The organism is Vibrio sp. RW, from assembly GCF_027587105.1.
GTDB lineage: Bacteria > Pseudomonadota > Gammaproteobacteria > Enterobacterales > Vibrionaceae > Vibrio > Vibrio toranzoniae.
In genome coordinates, this window is the sequence record NZ_JAPPTM010000021.1 from 26,469 (window position 1) to 45,278 (window position 18,810).

16 protein-coding genes are annotated in these 18,810 nt (G+C 44.4%); 5 read left to right on the forward strand and 11 right to left on the reverse strand.

Going from position 1 to position 18,810, the window contains the following annotated elements:
- Positions 1–83: 83 nt before the first annotated feature.
- Positions 84–434 (reverse strand): DUF2799 domain-containing protein, encoded by a 351-nt coding sequence (locus OCT63_RS16300; RefSeq protein ID WP_060467211.1) that lies wholly within the window; start codon positions 432–434, stop codon positions 84–86.
- A gap of 354 nt (positions 435–788) precedes the next feature.
- On the opposite strand from OCT63_RS16300, the gene OCT63_RS16305 reads away from it, so the two are divergent.
- The 3 genes from OCT63_RS16305 (at position 789) to btsR (ending at position 5,041) form a co-directional block, all read left to right on the forward strand.
- The gene (locus OCT63_RS16305) at positions 789–2,282 is read left to right on the forward strand and encodes a carbon starvation CstA family protein (protein WP_060467210.1); all 1,494 of its coding nucleotides are present in this window, start codon (positions 789–791) and stop codon (positions 2,280–2,282) included.
- Positions 2,283–2,544: 262 nt separating this feature from the next.
- Positions 2,545–4,215, forward strand: coding sequence for a sensor histidine kinase (locus tag OCT63_RS16310; RefSeq protein WP_269984066.1), 1,671 nt, complete (start codon positions 2,545–2,547; stop codon positions 4,213–4,215).
- A 94-nt stretch (positions 4,216–4,309) separates the two neighbouring features.
- Positions 4,310–5,041 carry a two-component system response regulator BtsR gene (gene btsR, locus OCT63_RS16315; protein WP_060467208.1) on the forward strand — a complete coding sequence of 244 codons (732 nt, stop codon included), beginning with the start codon at positions 4,310–4,312 and terminating at the stop codon, positions 5,039–5,041.
- 151 nt (positions 5,042–5,192) lie between these two features.
- On the opposite strand, the gene ispH is transcribed toward btsR, so the two are convergent.
- From ispH to murJ, 6 genes are all read right to left on the reverse strand, one after another.
- Entirely contained in the window at positions 5,193–6,149 is a 957-nt protein-coding gene (ispH, locus tag OCT63_RS16320) for a 4-hydroxy-3-methylbut-2-enyl diphosphate reductase (protein WP_146441208.1), read from the reverse strand.
- Between the two features lie 176 nt (positions 6,150–6,325).
- Positions 6,326–6,757, reverse strand: coding sequence for an FKBP-type peptidyl-prolyl cis-trans isomerase (fkpB, locus tag OCT63_RS16325; RefSeq protein ID WP_077680013.1), 432 nt, complete (start codon positions 6,755–6,757; stop codon positions 6,326–6,328).
- Between the two features lie 185 nt (positions 6,758–6,942).
- Entirely contained in the window at positions 6,943–7,443 is a 501-nt protein-coding gene (gene lspA / locus OCT63_RS16330) for a signal peptidase II (RefSeq protein WP_161686298.1), read from the reverse strand.
- Between the two features lie 158 nt (positions 7,444–7,601).
- Positions 7,602–10,478 (reverse strand): isoleucine--tRNA ligase, encoded by a 2,877-nt coding sequence (gene ileS, locus OCT63_RS16335; RefSeq protein WP_269984067.1) that lies wholly within the window; start codon positions 10,476–10,478, stop codon positions 7,602–7,604.
- 63 nt (positions 10,479–10,541) lie between these two features.
- The gene (gene ribF / locus OCT63_RS16340; protein ID WP_060467205.1) at positions 10,542–11,477 is read right to left on the reverse strand and encodes a bifunctional riboflavin kinase/FAD synthetase; all 936 of its coding nucleotides are present in this window, start codon (positions 11,475–11,477) and stop codon (positions 10,542–10,544) included.
- A 70-nt stretch (positions 11,478–11,547) separates the two neighbouring features.
- On the reverse strand, positions 11,548–13,110 hold the full coding sequence (murJ, locus tag OCT63_RS16345) for a murein biosynthesis integral membrane protein MurJ (RefSeq protein ID WP_333482696.1): 1,563 nt from the start codon (positions 13,108–13,110) through the stop codon (positions 11,548–11,550).
- 252 nt (positions 13,111–13,362) lie between these two features.
- On the opposite strand from murJ, the gene rpsT reads away from it, so the two are divergent.
- Complete coding sequence (gene rpsT, locus OCT63_RS16350; RefSeq protein WP_017056126.1) at positions 13,363–13,623, forward strand: 30S ribosomal protein S20; 261 nt, start codon at positions 13,363–13,365, stop codon at positions 13,621–13,623.
- 330 nt (positions 13,624–13,953) lie between these two features.
- Here rpsT and OCT63_RS16355 read toward each other — a convergent pair whose 3' ends face one another.
- Both OCT63_RS16355 and nhaR read right to left on the reverse strand, forming a co-directional pair.
- On the reverse strand, positions 13,954–14,247 hold the full coding sequence (locus tag OCT63_RS16355) for an ArsR/SmtB family transcription factor (protein WP_060467204.1): 294 nt from the start codon (positions 14,245–14,247) through the stop codon (positions 13,954–13,956).
- Positions 14,248–14,347: 100 nt separating this feature from the next.
- Positions 14,348–15,238, reverse strand: coding sequence for a transcriptional activator NhaR (gene nhaR / locus OCT63_RS16360; protein ID WP_060467236.1), 891 nt, complete (start codon positions 15,236–15,238; stop codon positions 14,348–14,350).
- Positions 15,239–15,625: 387 nt separating this feature from the next.
- Between nhaR and OCT63_RS16365 the strand changes: the two genes are divergently transcribed.
- Positions 15,626–16,771: a Na/Pi symporter gene (locus OCT63_RS16365; RefSeq protein WP_060467203.1), complete on the forward strand. Its 1,146-nt coding sequence runs from the start codon at positions 15,626–15,628 to the stop codon at positions 16,769–16,771.
- 315 nt (positions 16,772–17,086) lie between these two features.
- Here the strand turns inward: OCT63_RS16365 and OCT63_RS16370 are convergent, their stop codons facing one another.
- Positions 17,087–17,938 carry a thymidylate synthase gene (locus tag OCT63_RS16370; RefSeq protein WP_060467202.1) on the reverse strand — a complete coding sequence of 284 codons (852 nt, stop codon included), beginning with the start codon at positions 17,936–17,938 and terminating at the stop codon, positions 17,087–17,089.
- Positions 17,939–17,947: 9 nt separating this feature from the next.
- Positions 17,948–18,769 (reverse strand): prolipoprotein diacylglyceryl transferase, encoded by an 822-nt coding sequence (gene lgt, locus OCT63_RS16375; protein WP_161686305.1) that lies wholly within the window; start codon positions 18,767–18,769, stop codon positions 17,948–17,950.
- Positions 18,770–18,810 lie beyond the last annotated feature (41 nt).

Sequence of the window (18,810 nt, forward strand, 5' to 3'; positions counted from 1 at the left end):
TGTTACGCCGCGACATACAAAAAAACCAGTACACATGCGGTACTGGTCTTTTTTAGTTTTAATTTTTTATCGCAAGCTTGGGCTTAATAGTCGTTTGAGAACTCATCCCAACCACGTTGCCATTCCATACGGAAACGTTGAGCGTCTTTCGTACCAGAACACACGCCTTCATACATCTGACCAGACAAGCCAATCTGATAAGCATGGTTCGGATTACAATATTCCGTCACACCTAGGTGATAACCTTCGGTGTAACTTGCTTGATCGACTGCGCCAAGCTCAGTCATCTCCGAATACGAACGCTGAGTATTGCCTTTAATACCGTCACGGAAACCAATCTCTTGCCAGTTACCTTCTGCCGCTAAATCTTGAATATTGGCGCTGCACCCTGCAAGGCTAAATGCCACGGCGAATAGTGCGATTATTTTTTTCATTTCAATCCTTTATATTGTTACTTCACCACTTTCTGACGAAGCGTTACCTTGGTGGTGATTCTCCGCTGAACGCCTGTTGATGTCCACTTATTGTCTAATGTTTACCACTTTAGGCTAATTCCGACCACTCAAAGTCAGTCGCCGCCGCTAAGCCAACTCAAACAACCTCTTTATAGAGACAAGAAGCCTCTCAGTAGAAATATCCGCCACTCAACAAAGTGAACAAACCACTCAATCATTCATAGCACCGTTAAATTGGCTATTCGACCACTCACTCTCATAGCGGAAGTTTTTTCTCATCGACTCCTTTAATATACACCCTGACTTAATTAATACATTCAGGGATAACAAATTATGATGTGGTTTCTTACCTGTGTTGCAGCACTCATTGGTGGCTACTTTATTTACGGTACCTTTATCGAGAAGATTTTCGGTATCAATGAAAAGCGCCAAACACCCGCTCATACCAAGCAAGATGGCGTGGACTACGTTCCAATGTCAACACCAAAGGTTTACCTAGTTCAGCTGCTTAACATTGCAGGCGTCGGTCCAATCTTCGGCCCTATCATGGGTGCCCTTTACGGCCCAGCAGCAATGCTTTGGATCGTTCTAGGTTGTATCTTCGCAGGTGCAGTACACGACTACTTCTCAGGTATGTTATCTATTCGTAATGGCGGCGCTTCGGTTCCAACCATCACTGGACGTTACTTAGGCAATGGCGCAAAACACTTTATGAACATCTTTGCCATTGTTCTACTGCTTCTTGTTGGTGTGGTTTTCGTATCTGCTCCTGCAGGTATGATCACTAACCTAGTGAACGACCAAACTGATTTTGCGATGTCTGCAACGACGATGGTTGTTATCATCTTTGCCTACTACATCATCGCAACGATTGTCCCTGTCGATAAAATCATTGGTCGCTTCTACCCACTGTTCGGCGCGCTGCTTATCTTTATGTCTGTTGGCCTAATCACTGCGATTGGTTTATCTGACGAGCACCAAATCATGGGTGGCTTTGAGATGAAAGACATGTTCACCAACATGAACCCGAATGATCTACCACTTTGGCCTGCTCTATTCATCACCATCGCTTGTGGCGCAATCTCTGGCTTCCACGCAACTCAGTCTCCTTTGATGGCGCGTTGTATGGAAAACGAGAAGAACGGTCGCTTCGTATTCTACGGCGCAATGATTGGTGAAGGCATCATCGCTCTAATCTGGTGTGCACTTGCTCTGTCATTCTTCGGTTCAGTTGAGTCTCTATCTGACGCGATTGCAAACGGCGGCCCAGGTAACGTGGTATACAGCGCTTCATTTGGCCTACTGGGTGTATTTGGCGGTATCCTTGCTTTCCTTGGCGTGGTTATCCTACCTATCACTTCTGGTGACACAGCGTTCCGTTCAAGCCGTCTTATCCTTGCTGAATACTTCAACATGGAACAGAAAACACTGCGCAACCGACTACTAATGGCTCTACCGCTATTCGTTCTTGGTGGCATCCTGACTCAAGTAGATTTCGGTATCATCTGGCGCTACTTCGGTTTTGCTAACCAATCAACGGCAGTAATGATGCTGTGGACAGCTTCTGCTTATCTACTTCGTCACAATAAACTGCATTGGGTAACAACAGTTCCAGCTATCTTCATGACGTCTGTATGTATCACATTCATCCTGAACAACAGCCAACTGGGTTTTGGTCTGCCTATGCAAATCTCAACAATCGTAGGCGTGGTGTCATCTCTACTGATTACGGCTTACGTTATCAAGATTTCAAAAGGCAAAGGCGATATCGACCTAGCTGACGAAGAACAAGATCAAGAATCAAAACCGGTGACTAAAACAGCCTAGTTCTTTAAGGCTCTTGATAACAAGAGACCAATCTTCATAGAAAGAGACAAAAGAACAAGCCAAACACACTTCGCTTGCTCCCGTAATCACTCGGTGATTCGTGGAAAATAAGACTAAAGCCCGTCCACTGTGATGGGCTTTATTGTTTTTAGGCATTAATTTTGCCCCTTTGGAAGCCTATATATCCAGCGAAAAGACAAGCAAAGCTACCGTTACCAAGCAATGAGCTTTACACTTAACAAGCGTCTCAATAGGTGAAAATATGGAACTCATTCTCTCTCTGCTGCAACAAACCTGTGTCTACTTAGTGATTGCTTACATGCTAAGTAAAACCCCACTGATTCTCCCTTTGTTGAGCATCTCTTCACGTTTAAGTCATAAGATCAGCTGCTACGTTCTGTTTTCCCTGTTCTGCATTATGGGCACCTATTTCGGACTGCAGATCAATGACGCCATCGCCAACACGCGAGCGATGGGCGCAGTAATGGGTGGTCTGTTTGGTGGCCCTGTCGTTGGCTTTGCCGTCGGCTTTACTGGCGGTATTCATCGTTACTCATTAGGTGGCTTTACGGACTTAGCTTGTGCTATTTCCACTACAGCAGAAGGCTTGATTGGCGGACTGTTACACGTTTACCTAGTGAGAAAAAACAAAGCCAGCCAACTGTTTAATCCTCTGGTGGTGTTCTCTGTCACCCTGTTTGCAGAGATCATTCAGATGTTGATTCTGCTCGCAGTCGCCAAGCCATTTGAGCAATCTTATGCTTTAGTTTCCGATATTGCCGCGCCAATGATCATCGCCAACTCAGTGGGTGCAGCGCTGTTCATGAGCATCATCCAAGACAGGAAAACCATCTTCGAGAAATATTCAGCTACTTTCTCGCGCCGCGCATTAACCATCGCCGAACGTTCGGTGGGTATTCTGCATGGTGGGTTTAATTCCGATAACGCACAAAAAATCGTACGTATCGTTTACGAAGAGACCAATGTTGGTGCAGTGGCGATTACCGACCGAGAGAAAATCCTCGCGTTCGTCGGCATTGGCGATGAACACCATATCCCAAATACCCCTATTTCATCGCAAAGCACCCTCACCTCGATGGAACAGAACGACATCATCTACCTTGATGGTAAAGAGAACCCATACCAATGTTCTCTATCTCAAGATTGCAAGTTAGGTTCTGCGCTTATTATCCCACTGCGTGCCGGTAACGAAGTCGTCGGTACCATCAAACTGTATGAGCCAAAGTTGAAACTGTTCTCGACCATTAACATGTCGATGGCAGAAGGTATCGCTCAACTGTTATCCAGCCAAATCCTATTTAGTAACTACCAGCAGCAGCAGACCCTGCTCACCCAAGCTGAAATCAAACTGCTGCACGCTCAAGTTAACCCGCACTTCTTGTTCAATGCGCTGAATACCATCAGTGCCGTTACACGTCGTGACCCAGATAAAGCACGAGAGCTTATTCAGCACCTATCTCACTTCTTTAGAAGCAACCTTAAGCAGAACATCAACACTGTGAAACTCAAAGACGAACTGGCACACGTCAATGCTTACCTGACCATAGAAAAGGCACGCTTTACCGACCGCTTAGAAGTGGAGTTAGATATCGACCCGGTACTGTATGACTCTCAATTGCCGAGCTTTACCCTGCAGCCACTGGTTGAAAATGCCATAAAACATGGCATTTCAAACATGCTAGAAGGCGGCAAAGTGAAGATTTATAGCGAGGCTTTCAAGGGGGGATTCAAGCTGATCGTGGAAGACAATGCAGGCAACTATCAGAAGCCGTCTCAAGACCATGTGGGGTTAGGAATGGAAATTGTTGATAAACGACTCGCGAATTTCTTTGGACAAGACTCAGCACTAAAAATAGAATCTCAACCACAGCAATTTACTCGAATGAGCTTTATCATACCTATACTAAAATAACGGTGCTTTCGTAGATGATAGCCTCTCGGTAACCGTATTATTTAGAAGCCAAACGTGAATCAAACAGGGATAGAATCAAGATGAAGATTGTAGGATGTTAAAAGCATTAGTTGTCGATGATGAGCTTTTTGCTCGTGAAGAACTGATTGAACTACTGACTGAAACTGGAGAAGTGGAAGTCATCGGTCAAGCAAGCAACGCGATCGAAGGCCTAAAGCAGATCAACCAGCTCAAGCCTGATGTAGTGTATTTAGATATTCAAATGCCGCAAGTTACCGGAATTGAACTGCTGAGCATGCTTGATCCAGACACTATGCCTTACGTAGTATTCGTAACAGCCTATGATCAATATGCGATTCAAGCCTTTGAAGATAATGCCTTTGATTACCTACTCAAGCCTGTTGAGCCTTGTCGATTAAACAAGAGCGTTTGTCGTCTGAATAAGATCATCAAACAGAACCACAAAGCGCCAGAACAAGACATATCAGTCATCGCCCCTTGTCATTTAGAGCAGATTCCGTGTATTGGACATAACCGTATAGTGATCATGGCAAGCCAAACGGTCGAGTGCGCGTATTCCGATATCAGCGGTGTCCACGTACGTAGCTCATCGCAAACCGCAACCTCACAGTTAACCTTGAAGACCTTAGAAGAAAAAACCGACTTGATCCGCTGTCATCGACAATATTTGATCAACATAAAATCGATCCAAGAGATCAAGTTGTTAGAAAATGGACTGGCCGAGATCATCACACTGACGGGCTTTGAAGTGCCTGTTAGCCGTCGCTACCTCAAAACGTTAAAAGAACAGCTCGGCCTTCAGTAAACATATTTCAGGGTGGGACATAAAGCACGATCAAAAAAGCCAACGCATCAACGTTGGCTTCCTGCTGTTTACAAATCAATAGTGTTTGCAAATCGATAGTGTTTACGATTCAACTGTGTTGCGAATCGCTAGCATCACAAGTCGATAAAGATTAGTCGACTTGTTTAATCTGCAGCTCTTTGGGCACTTCGAAGAACATATTCTCTTCACGACCTTGAATCTCTTCAACCTCGGTAGCACCCAACTCACGAATGCGGTCCAAGATTTGGTTTACTAGCTCTTCTGGAGCCGAAGCCCCCGCCGTTACACCGATTTTCTTCTTGCCTTCAACCCATTCTGTTTGAATGTCTTCAGGGCAGTCAGTTAGATAACCTGGTGTGCCTAGCTTCTCAGCCAGCTCTTTCAAACGTGTTGAGTTCGATGAGTTCTTAGAACCAACCACAATCACTACGTCTACATCATTTGCCATATCACGTACTGCGTCTTGACGGTTTTGAGTCGCGTAACAGATGTCGTCTTTACGTGGGCCTTGGATCTGTGGGAATACACGGCGCAGTTCTTCAATCACATCTGCGGTTTCATCAACTGACAGGGTGGTTTGGCTAACGTAATGTAAGTTAGTTGGATCGTTCACTACTAGGTTTTGTACGTCTTCTGGTCTTTCAACCAAATACATTCCACCGGTTTGGCTAGCGTACTGACCCATAGTCCCTTCCACTTCAGGATGACCTGCGTGACCAATCAATACCACTTCCATATGTTTACGACTCGCACGAGCAACCTCCATATGAACTTTAGTGACCAATGGACACGTCGCATCAAATACGGTGAGATCGCGCTCTTTCGCTTCTTTACGAACCGCTTGAGATACACCGTGAGCAGAAAAGATCACGATGTTATCGTCTGGCACTTCACTCAGCTCTTCGACAAAAATAGCACCACGTTGCTTAAGCCCTTCAACAACAAAGCGGTTATGTACCACTTCATGGCGAACATAAATCGGTGGCTGATACATTTCAAGTGCGCGCTCTACGATGCTGATCGCACGATCGACACCGGCACAGAAGCCACGAGGGTTAGCTAACATTATTTTCATTTCATTGCTCATCATTTACCGCGGTACTAAGGTTGTTTCTCTAGAGTTCGCCGTCAGCGAGGTTCGCATTCTACAGTGAAGCGCCTAGACAGTGAAGCTCTGGGTTGTATCACACCTGTAAGGCGGCGCTATTCTAACGTTAAGATAGTTATTCTACCGTTAAACTAGCTACTCCACCGTGAAGATAACTATTCTACCGCTAAGATGTTGACATCAAAAGTAACGTCTTGACCTGCTAACGGGTGATTAAAATCAACCGTTACTGAATCTCCCGCGATATCAGTGATAATCCCAGGGATTTCCATACCGTCAGGGCCAGAGAATGCCATGATAGTGCCGACTTCAACATCAGAATCACCAGCAAATTTTGTTTTATCCATATGGTGGATATGGTCTGGGTTCGGCATACCAAACGCATCTTGTGCTTTCAGTTCGATAGACTTTTCAGTACCGGTTTCAAGTCCAAGCAAACACGCTTCGAAGTTCTCACTTAGGCTACCATCACCCATAACGAACTTCGCGGGTTTACCCATATTTTCGGTGCTATCGGCAACGGAACCATCCTTCATTTTAATCGTAAAATGTAGGGTTACTGCTGAATCGTTTTTAATTGCTGCCACGTTACTTTCCTTAGACTTCTTTATTATTTGGGGGACGCATGGTGCTTTGCTTTCTTGTTGACTGAAGCATAAAAAAAAGCGCCACCGGAATCAACCGACAGCGCTTAGGGCTATTCTATTCTGTGAGTCATAGACTGACTTTAAGGTCATCTATTTCAAAGCGTTTCTACTTAAGGCTTATTCACTTATTTGCTTTCGTCTTTCTTGCGGAAACCATCGAGGATGATCATCGCTGCACCGATACAGATTCCCATATCCGCTAAGTTGAAGGCAGGCCAGTGGTAAGTGCCCCAGTAAAAGTCTAAGTAATCGACAACAAAGCCGTGTACTACTCGGTCAAATACGTTACCAACTGCACCACCAATAATGATCGCATAAGCAATGTTATTCCACTTTTCTGTCGCTGGTAGTTTGCTCATCCAGTACGTCAGCATGCCTGTTACTGCAAATGCGATACAGGTAAATAACCAACGCTGCCAACCACTTTGGTCGCTCAAGAAGCTAAAAGCCGCACCATAGTTATGAACATACAAAAAGTTAAAGAACGGCAGCACCTCAATACGATTTGCCCAGCCATAACCCATGTTGTCCATGACGAAAAGTTTAATGCCGATATCGGCAAGGAAAACCAGCAGAGCCAACCATAACCAACGCACACCAGATTGTTTTAACGAAACTTCACTCATTTCTATTCCTAGTATTTACGAAGTTAGTATTCATTTTCACTCGATTTAAGTGATCATCAGTACTCAACTTGGCGAAACACATTTCCTATAATTAAAAATAACCCCAGTTGATACTGGGGCTATAATTTTTACAAAAAGTTCAGTCTTTCTCTGAGCGGTTATGCGAACTTACGCACTTCGCCTTCACCGTCAATGTTCGACACACAACGACCACAAACTTTCTCGTGACCTTCGATAGTGCCTACATCTGGAGTGTGGTGCCAACAACGGTCACACTTCTCAGCTTCAGTCGCCGCTACTTCAACGAATAGACCTTCAACGTCTGTCGCTTGAGCTGTATCAGATTTCTCGCTTAGTGGCTTAACAACCGCAGTAGAAGTGATAAGTACGAAACGTAGCTCATCTTCTAGCTTGTTGATCTTAGCCGCTAGTGCGTCGTCAGCGTACAGAATCACTTCAGCTTGCAGTGCACCACCGATCGTTTTCTCTTTACGAGCATCTTCAAGGAGCTTGTTCACTGCGCCACGAACAGACTGGATTTCAGTCCAGAATTCGTTGCTTAGCTCTTCGCCTTCAGCAAGACCAAATAGACCTTCGAACCACTCGCCTGTGAATACAAACTTGTCACGTTTTTCACCGGTTGGAAGAGAAGCTGGCATTTCGTTCCAGATCTCATCGGCAGTGAACGACATGATAGGTGCCATCCAACGAACTAGAGCTTCTACGATGTAGTAAAGCGCCGTTTGACAGCTACGTTGAGCATGGCTGCCCTGCTTCGCTGTGTACTGACGATCTTTAATTACGTCTAGGTAGAAAGAACCCATTTCGATAGAACAGAACTGCATTAAACGTTGAGTCACACCGTGAGTGTTGTACTCGCCGTATGCTTTAACAATCTCTTCTTGTGCAGCTTGAGCACGACCAACAGCCCAGCGATCAAGTGCAACCATCTCTTCAGCAGGTACTAGGTCAGTTTCAGGGTTGAAACCATTCAAGTTCGCTAGGAAGAAACGAGCCGTGTTACGAATACGACGGTAAGCATCAGCTGAACGCTTCAGGATTTCATCAGAAACCGCCACTTCACCGGTGTAGTCTGTGGAAGCAACCCATAGACGTAGGATATCCGCACCCAGCTTGTTGGTTACATCTTTAGGAGCAACAACGTTACCGATAGATTTAGACATCTTACGGCCTTTACCATCAACCACGAAACCGTGCGTTAGCACTTGCTTGTATGGTGCTTCGTCTTTCATCGCGATAGATGAAATCAAAGAAGACTGGAACCAGCCACGGTGTTGGTCAGAACCTTCAAGGTAAAGATCGGCACTGTGCGTTCTTTCTTCATTCGGGAAGTTGTACTCTTCACGAGAATCAACAACAGAGAAATGCGTCACACCGGAGTCAAACCATACGTCTAGCGTATCCATTACTTTTTCGTACTTATCAGCGTCTTCTGCGCCCATAAGTTCAGCAGCATCTACATCCCACCAAGCTTGAATGCCTTTCTCTTCTACTAGCTTCGCTACTTTTTCAATCAGCGCAGGGCTGTCTGGGTGAAGTTCTGACGTCTCTTTATGAACGAACAGAGCAATTGGTACGCCCCATGTACGTTGACGAGAGATACACCACTCAGGGCGACCTTCAACCATACCTTCGATACGGCTTTGACCCCATTCCGGCAACCACTCAACACCTTTGATTGACTCAAGTGCTTTTGCACGTAGGCCAGCTTGATCCATAGAGATGAACCATTGTGGTGTTGCACGGAAGATGATTGGAGTTTTGTGTCTCCAACAGTGTGGGTAGCTGTGCTCGTAAGCGTGATGATGCAGAAGTGCACCTTTCTCTTTTAGAACTTCTAAAACAGAGTCGTTCGCTTTGAATACGTGCTGACCAGCAAATAGCTCTGTATCTGGCAGGTAAACGCCGTTAGAGCCTACTGGATTAGCGATTTCTAGGTTGTATTTCTTACCAACCACGAAATCCTCTTGACCGTGACCAGGCGCAGTGTGAACTACACCAGTACCTGAATCCGTTGTAACGTGGTCGCCAAGAACAGCAGGAACCGTAAAGTCGTAGAACGGGTGGTTGAACAGAGAAAGCTCAAGATCAGCACCAGTTGCAAAACCAAGGTTATGGAAGTGCTCGATACCGGCACGATCCATTACGTCTTTTGCTAGTTCAGAAGCAACAACGATACGTTGAGCTGGCTGTTCACCATTCGCTTCAACTTGGATAAGTACGTATTCAAGATCATCACGTAGACAGACTGCGCGGTTAGCAGGCAGAGTCCATGGTGTTGTTGTCCAGATAACTATAGAAATTTCACCTTGACCAGCGTGCTCACCAGCTAGCGTAAATTTCTCTAGAAGTGCCGCTTCGTCAGCTGCAGAAAACTTCACATCGATAGATGGAGAAACTTTATCTTTGTATTCAACTTCAGCTTCAGCTAGAGCAGAACCACAGTCAGTACACCAATGCACTGGTTTGAAACCTTTCAGAAGGTGACCTTTATCTGCAATTTTGCCTAGAGAACGAATGATGTTCGCTTCTGTGCCGAAATCCATAGTACGGTAAGGTTTGTCCCACTCGCCCATGATACCAAGACGTTTGAAGCTCTCTTTCTGACCTTCAACTTGGCCCGCAGCGTACTTACGACACTCTTCGCGGAATTCAGCAGCCGAAATCTTCTGACCAGGCTTACCTTTCTTCTTCTCAACCATTAGCTCGATTGGAAGACCGTGACAGTCCCAACCCGGGATATACGGTGCATCAAAACCAGAAAGGGTCTTAGATTTAATAATAATGTCTTTAAGAATCTTATTCAGCGCGTGACCAATGTGAATGTCGCCGTTCGCGTATGGAGGGCCATCATGCAGTACGAAAGATTTTTTACCTTTCTTTGCCTTACGGATTTCGCCGTAAAGATCTTCTTTATACCAACGCTTAAGCATTTCTGGCTCACGATTTGCCAGATTGCCACGCATTGGGAACCCTGTTTCTGGTAAGTTCAGGGTAGTTTTATAATCACTCATCGATTCTTAATTCCGTTATATTGGGCGAAGTTAGACATTATGTTAACCGGTGGAATCATCCGATTAATTCTTTAGCTGAAGCAGCCACACCCTTGCGGCTTCAGCATCCAATTCTATTTGATTCTTTAATGCGTCGAACGATTCAAATTTTATCTCGTCGCGCAGTTTGTGTAAAAGTCGAACTTCTAACTGTTTACCATATAAATTGGCTTTAAAGTCAAAAAAGTGCACTTCTAATTGCTGCCTTACGCCATTAACCGTTGGTCGTTGTCCAATGTTAGCCACGCCACCGACAGGAACACCGTCGATATCCAAAGCTTCAACAACATAGACTCCCGAAACAGGAGAAACGCAACGCTTTAATGGAATGTTAGCGGTAGGAAAACCTATGGTTCTCCCTAATTTTCGACCATGAGAAACACGACCACTAATACTGTAATCACGCCCTAACATGGTTGCACTTGCAGCCAAGTCATCAGCCGCTAATGCATTTCGTATCTCGGTGCTGCTTACTCGTAATTGGTTTAAGCAATAGCTCTGGGTGCTTACCACCTCAAAACCATATTTTTCGCCTGCTTCTTTAAGCATAGCGAAATTACCCGTGCGACCTTTGCCAAAACAAAAATCGTCACCAACCACCAAGAACTTAACACCAAGCTTATCAACCAGAAGATCTTTAATGAATGCTTCCGCAGATAAACTTGCAAAATACTGGTTAAAATTAACGCACAGTAAACGACTGATATCTAGCTTACTCAGTTGCACGTATTTATCTCGCAAGCGAGTTAAACGTGCTGGCGCTCTATCTCGGGCAAACAGCTCCATAGGCTGTGGTTCAAACGTCATGACAACAGAGGGGAGCCCCAATACTGCCGCTTGTTTAGAAACCTGACTTAGCACCTCTTGATGTCCTAAATGAACACCATCGAAGTTACCTATGGTTAATACACAGCCACGATGCTGCGCTTTTATATTGTGTATACCTCGGATCAGTTCCATTATGATCAACTAAAACCTGCTATTTGCATCATTTATTGTGTGAAACCGACGGATTATATACTAATCAGTATTAATCTGTCGCTGCTTTTAAATGTTTTACTCGGACACCTAAAATCAATACAGAAACAATATAAACAAAGCCACCAAGTCCAATCAAGCCTGTTAATGTCATCGCTCTCTGACTGAATCCCCATTCAAGCCACTTTTGCATGCTATCAAGCTGCCACAAAATAGCCGCAACCATCACACTACCTGAGATAAGTAACTTAGCGCTAAATAACAAAGTGGTCTTAGATAATTGATACACACCAGCAAGGTGCAATCCGCGATATAACAATGACATATTCACGAAAGCAGACAATGCCGTCGCAATCGCCAAACCAACATAGCCATAGAAATACGCAAAGATCGCGTTGAATACCATATTGGTGACCATAGCAATAATGCCGTACTTAACTGGCGTTTTGGTATCTTGGCGAGAATAATAGCCCGGCGCCAATACTTTAATCAGCATGAAGCTAAGCAGGCCCGATGCATAAGCCACCAATGACATGGATGCCTGCTGCACATCGTGTGGAGAAAACTCACCACGCATGAAGAGCACCATCAGCATAGGTTGAGCCAAAACAATCAGGCCTAACATCGCCGGAATGCCGAGAAGCAAAACCATTCGTACGCCCCAGTCCATCGTATGTGCGAACCCTTCACCTTGAGCGTCTACGTGTTTACGGGATAAAGCGGGCAGAATCACAGTCGCAATCGCGATACCGAATAAACCTAGTGGAAATTCAAGTAACCGGTCAGAGTAGTACAACCAACTGATAGAGCCCGTCGCAAGGAAACTCGCAATGAAGGTATCAAACAGTAAGTTAATTTGGCTAACAGACACGCCAAACAACGCAGGGATCATTAATGTGCGGATCTTAACCACCCCCGGATCTCTCCATCCCCATTTAGGCTTAACCAACACACCCGCTTTGATTAAGAATGGCATTTGGAAAAGGAACTGAACGAGACCTCCAAGAAACACACCAATTGCCAAGCCAATTTCGGGTTGCTCTAGGTTAGGGGAAATAAACCATGCAGCACCAATGATCATTACGTTCAAGAACACAGGCGTAAAAGAAGAAACAGCAAACTTACCTAAGGTATTAAGAATCGCACCAGACAAAGCCACAAAGGTGATAAACCATAAGTAAGGAAAGGTAATTTTTAGTATAAAGCTCGCCAACTCAAATTTTGGTGCCGCAGGGCCGTCGTTAAGCCAGTCGATAAACCAACCTGCACCAAACATCGCGGTGATCACTCCAGACCCCAGTACCCCAGCAATCGTTACGATCGAAACTAATACTCCGAGCGTACCCGAAACTTTAGCGATTAAATCTCGAGTTTTATCTTTATCACCAGCAGCGTGATATTCCGTTAATACAGGAACAAACGCTTGAGAAAATGCACCTTCTGCAAAAAGTCGACGTAAGAAATTAGGAATTTTATTAGCGAAGAAAAATACATCGGCACTTGCTCCTGCCCCCATCAAATTTGCTACTACTACATCACGTACTAGCCCCAACACACGGGAAACAAAAGTCATTGCACTGACAATCAGGCCTGACTTTAATAGTCGTTTACTCACAGAAACCTCTGACACTAGTTGATTACTTTTAAGCGGGGGATAAATACTATCCTGTCCTAAGAAGCATAATTATTAGCATTGGTATAAAAATGCTGTTAGAATCCCCGCCATCTTAACCGCGATGACCTTTCTATACCAAAGTTTGTTTGGCTACGACTGGTTTTTGCACAAATCATTTGACAATTAAGCGCTAATGAGGGATAGTCCTCGCCCTTAAATTGTCACCGAACTAAGTTTTTGGGAGTTAGACCCTTGGCAAACAGTAAATCTGCTAAGAAGCGCGCTATCCAAGCTGAGAAACGTCGCCAGCACAATGCTAGCCGTCGTTCTATGATGCGCACTTACATGAAAAAGACTATCGCAGCTATCACAGCTGGTGATAAAGAAGCTGCAACTGCTGCTCTTGTAGAAGTTACACCACTTCTTGACCGTATGGCGACTAAAGGCCTTATTCATAAGAATAAAGCTGCACGTCATAAGTCTCGTTTCGCGGCTGCAATCAAAGCTCTTTAATAGAAATTTGATTACAACGCAAAACGAAAAAAACCGGCCTAGGCCGGTTTTTTTATATCTAAATTTTGAGTAACGTTTTTATTTGGTTTCTTACTGAACGTTATTTTTCTTACTGACAGCTATTGGCTTATTGAAAAATAATTTGTTTACTAAAAATAATTTCGCTTCCCGATAGACAAATAAACAAATAGATAAACGGCTAACCGATCAACAAAAGAGAGTGGATTTATAAAAGATCACAGATAGGCATTAACGTTCGACGTGAAATACTGACACTTCCTTGTGTCGACCTTATCCTGATAAAGAATCACCTTCCTCACCAACAATAAGCTACTTGCAATATAGGCCATGCAGTAGGTTAATCATTGCTTTAACTTCTTCACTACTCAATGTGTAATACACGGTTTGAGCTTCTTTGCGAGTTTCGACTAAACCATCTCTTCTCAACCAAGCAAGATGTTGAGATAAAGCCGATTGGCTCAGTTCCAACTTACCACACAACTCTCCAACCGACAGCTCAGTACCATGCAATAGGCACAAGATCTGTAAACGACGTTCGTTGGCCATGGCTTTGAGTAGAATCACAGCTTTTGCTGAGTTCTTCTCCATCTCTTTTAAGTTCATAGTTTGGCTCCCTACCACCTCTACGCCAACTACGGGCTATCAGTATTTCCGGTACATTGGGTGATCATAATAATCGATATCAATTCATTAACAAACTACCTCACTCGAACAATTTGCTAAAATCTGCGTCACATACGTTTTTTACTGCTGGATGTTGGATCATCCTCTCAGCGAATATGACATAGTACTCCTCTTTTAACTCTTCAATGTCACCCAGCAACTGCAGCGATGTGTCTTGATCAACCTCAGACATATAGAGTGTGGGCGCTAAGAAAATAGCATCATGGTGATAACGAGCAAAAGCTTTCATCAATGCTGCATCATCAAACTCCCCCAAGATATCAGGTTTAAGTCCTTGCCTATCGAACCATTGCAGCACTTTACGCCCCATTGAGGTACGGCTACCTGGGATCAACAATTTTCTTTGCTCTAATACAGCGGGGAAACTTACCTCTTTAACATTACCTGAACAGAAAAAACTCAGACTGCTTTCGCCCAATTTCTTGCTGAACAAGCCAGGGCTTTGGCTAGAGTCAACCGGACAATCAGACAAGATCATATCCAGCTTATGCTGAGAGAGCTGTTCAAGCAGCATTTCGTGGGTAGATTCAAAGCAACGTAAGTGAATACTGTTGTCTGGCGGGATCGTCGACATCAATATCTTGCTGACTAATCTTTTAGATAGCGCATCCGCGACCCCCACATCAAACAAAATATTTGAGTGCTGGCTGTAATTCACAATATCGAGCATTTCATAACTCAGACCAAACATACGATCGGCATATTTAAAGACCAGCTGACCAAGCTCAGTAGGCTCAACGCTGCGTCCATTACGCTTAGTCAGCTTGCCATCCATACGTTCTTCTAACGCTTTAATTTGACCCGTTACTGTTTGTGGCGTTAAAAATAGAGCTTCCGCCGCTTTAGTAACAGAGCCTTGCTTGCAGACCATCCAGAAATAGTAGACATGATTATAGTTGAGGTGCGACATAAATGTGCCGTAATAGAGAGTAGATGCCTTGTTATAACAAATATCCCCTTCCCACTCAATGAACTCGGAAAAACCTAAAGAAAAACCAGTAAACATTTGTTTTTCCGATAAGTGAAATTGAACAATGTAATATGAAAGTGATTATTTCCCATTTTCCTTACCTGTCAAAAACCATATCCTCCATCATCACAAACCCAAAAACAAACTAATAAACAAAGACTTAAATAAACGTCTTTTATGAGGAAAATATTTAAATAGTAAATTGACGCAAAAAAGCCTCACCGAAATCAAAATGTAATATTACTGACATATTTAATCTCTAACATCTCGCTCAGATTAAACACACAGACCACACTCAGACTTAAACGGTCCAATGGAGAAAACATTATGAACCAAGCTACTACTGCAGCAGCGCCTATTTCGAGTACCACTCGTTGGCTACGCTGGGCTAACTTGGCATTCATGCTTTACCTACTATTACTTTCAGTTTCAATGGTTGGTACAGGCTTCAAATGGGCAACAGGCGAGCAAGCAAAAGTACTTTTTGAATTTGCTTCACACCCAGTTGCTGGCTTAATGATTGGTTTAGTGGCAACAGCACTTATTCAATCATCAAGTACCGTTACTTCAATTATTGTTGGCCTTGTAGCCGGTGGTTTGCCTGTTGAGCTAGCCATCCCTATGATCATGGGGGCAAACATTGGTACTACGGTAACCAATACGCTAGTGAGCCTTGGCCATGTTCGTTGTAAAGATGAGTTCAAACGAGCATTCGCAAGCGCGACAATTCACGACTTCTTTAACCTATTAGCCGTTGCTATCTTCCTACCACTAGAGATGGCGTTTGGTATTCTAGAGAAAATTTCTCACTGGTTAGTGTCTCCAATGCTAGCAACAGGTGATATGAGCATGAAGGGTCTTAACTTCATCAAGCCAATCACTAAACCTGTAGTAAGCGCGATTAAAGAGCCACTATCAACGTTTGGCGACACAGTTGGCGGCATCATGCTTATCGTTCTTGGTATCGCGACTATCTTCGTAGCGATCACAGTAATGGGTAAGCTAATGAAGAGCCTAATGGTTGGGCGTGCTCGTGAGATTCTAAAGAACGCAATCGGTCGTGGTCCACTTCACGGTATCGCTTCTGGCTCTATCGTTACTATCCTTGTTCAGTCTTCTTCAACGACAACAAGCTTGATGGTTCCGCTCGTAGGCTCAGGTGTACTTAAAGTGCGTGACGTTTATCCATTCACTCTGGGCGCAAACATCGGTACCTGTATTACCGCTCTACTTGCAGCAACAGCAGTATCTGGTGAGTTCGCTGTATTCGCACTGCAGATTGCTCTAGTACACTTGGTATTCAATATTATGGCAACGGTATTCATCTTCGGCATTCCGTTCCTACGTGAACTACCAGTTAAAGCAGCAGACATGATTTCAGACATGGCAGTGAAGAACAAAGCGGTAGTCGCTGGTTACCTTGTTGCAGTATTCCTTGTACTGCCTGGTACCGTGTTAGCTCTTACTGCTTAATAGCAAAACAAACATCGCTTATAGCAAAGCCCGCAACCTAGGTTGCGGGCTTTTTCTTTTCTGAAAAGTAGATTAGGGATACGAGTAAACGAGTGACGAAAAGCAAAAGTAGATAAAAACCGTTATTCTCTACAGAGAGACTCGAGCGTCACCAACACACTACAAAAGAGATTCACTTCTACTTCCTTGGTCAGTCTAGGGGGTGATGAGTACTTTTGTTCTTCGTATCTCGCATCCCGATTACTCGTCACTGTTCCCTTAGATACAAAAAAGGCTGCACAATGGCAGCCTTTCAATCAAGCAAAGCGAATGAGATTAAACCGAGAATGGGTACTTAATCGCTTCGTGGCATTCGTAACCTTCAACCCAGAAGTCATCCATCGTCACCCACGTTTCTAAATCTTCTAGAGACTTAATTTCAGGATTGATATGGAATGTAGGGCCTGCTAGAGGCTCACGCGTTAACTGGATATCACGCATGGGTGCCAATTGGTCTTCGTAGATATGAGCATTCACAAGCTTGTGGTAAGCCACGCCCGCTTTCTTGCCGGTGATCTGCGCCATGATAGCGAGGAACACATACACTTGAACCATGTTGAAGTTCAGGCCTAGCGGTACATCACAAGATCGCTGAGTACTGTTTAGGTACAGAGTGTCACCAAGCAGAGAGAAGTGGTGGCTGTACATACACGGACGCAAGCAGCCCATGTGGAACTCGCCTGGGTTGTAGAAGTTTAAGATCTCACCACGGTCATCAATACCGTTAGTTAAATCATCAACAATCTTCTTCAGTTGGTCGATATGACCGCCGTCAGGTTTTGCCCATGCACGTCCTTGAACGCCATAAACACGGCCCATGTCGTCTTCACCCTTGCGGTAAGGATTATTCAGCCATGCTTCATTCAGGTTCGAGTTCGCATCCCAAGTTTTTGTCCCTAGTTTACGAAAATCTTCAGCATTGTCGTAACCACGGATATAACCAAGCAGCTCTGCAACTGCCGCTTTCCAGAAACTTTTACGCGTAGTTACCAGTGGGAATTGGTTATTACCAACATCATATTCAAGGTCAGCATTGATCACAGTTAGACAGCGCTTGCCCGTGCGTTCATTTTCAATCCAAGTACCGTCATCAACGATACGCTGACAGAGATCTAAATACTGTTTCACACCAATTCCTTACTTCGTTTGTTGTGGTAATTCATCTTTGTAGTGACCACGCTTGTATGCCCACACCATCATCAGCACACCGATAACAACCATTGGCAGTGACAAAATTTGTCCCATAGAGATAAATCCACCGAACAAACCTAGGTGAGCATCAGGTTCACGTACGTATTCAACTAAGAAGCGGAATGTACCATATCCTGCGAGGAATAACCCTGATACCGACCCAAGAGGACGCGGCTTTTTAATAAACCAGTTTAAGATGAAGAACAGCACAATACCTTCGAGCGCCATTTCATAAAGCTGAGATGGGTGACGAGGAAGCGGACCACCGTTAGGGAACACAATCGCCCATGGCACATCCGTCACACGGCCCCAAAGTTCGCTGTTCATGAAGTTGCCTAAGCGTCCCATGCCTAAACCAAATGGCACCAATGGTGCAATCATGTCTGCCACACCAAAGAAGGTGCGACCGTTCTTTTTGGCATACCAAAACATCGCAGTAATAACACCAAGCAAGCCACCGTGGAAAGACATACCACCGGTCCATACCTTAAATAGGTAAAGAGGGTCTGCAAGGAAAAGGTCAAAGTTATAGAAAAGTACGTAGCCAATACGACCACCAAGCACCACACCTAGAAATCCTGCAAACAGCAAATCTGATACTTGCTCTCGAGTCCACCCACTATCAGGTTGATCAGCTCGGCGATTTGCTAGCCAAAGAGCAAACATAAAACCGACCAGGTACATTAAGCCATACCAGCGAACTGAAATTGGTCCTAGTTCAATAAGAACAGGATCGATATTTGGGAATTCGATAAAACCCTGAGACATATTTGGCTCTCTATCTAAATTGAATAACGGTCAGCTCAGCA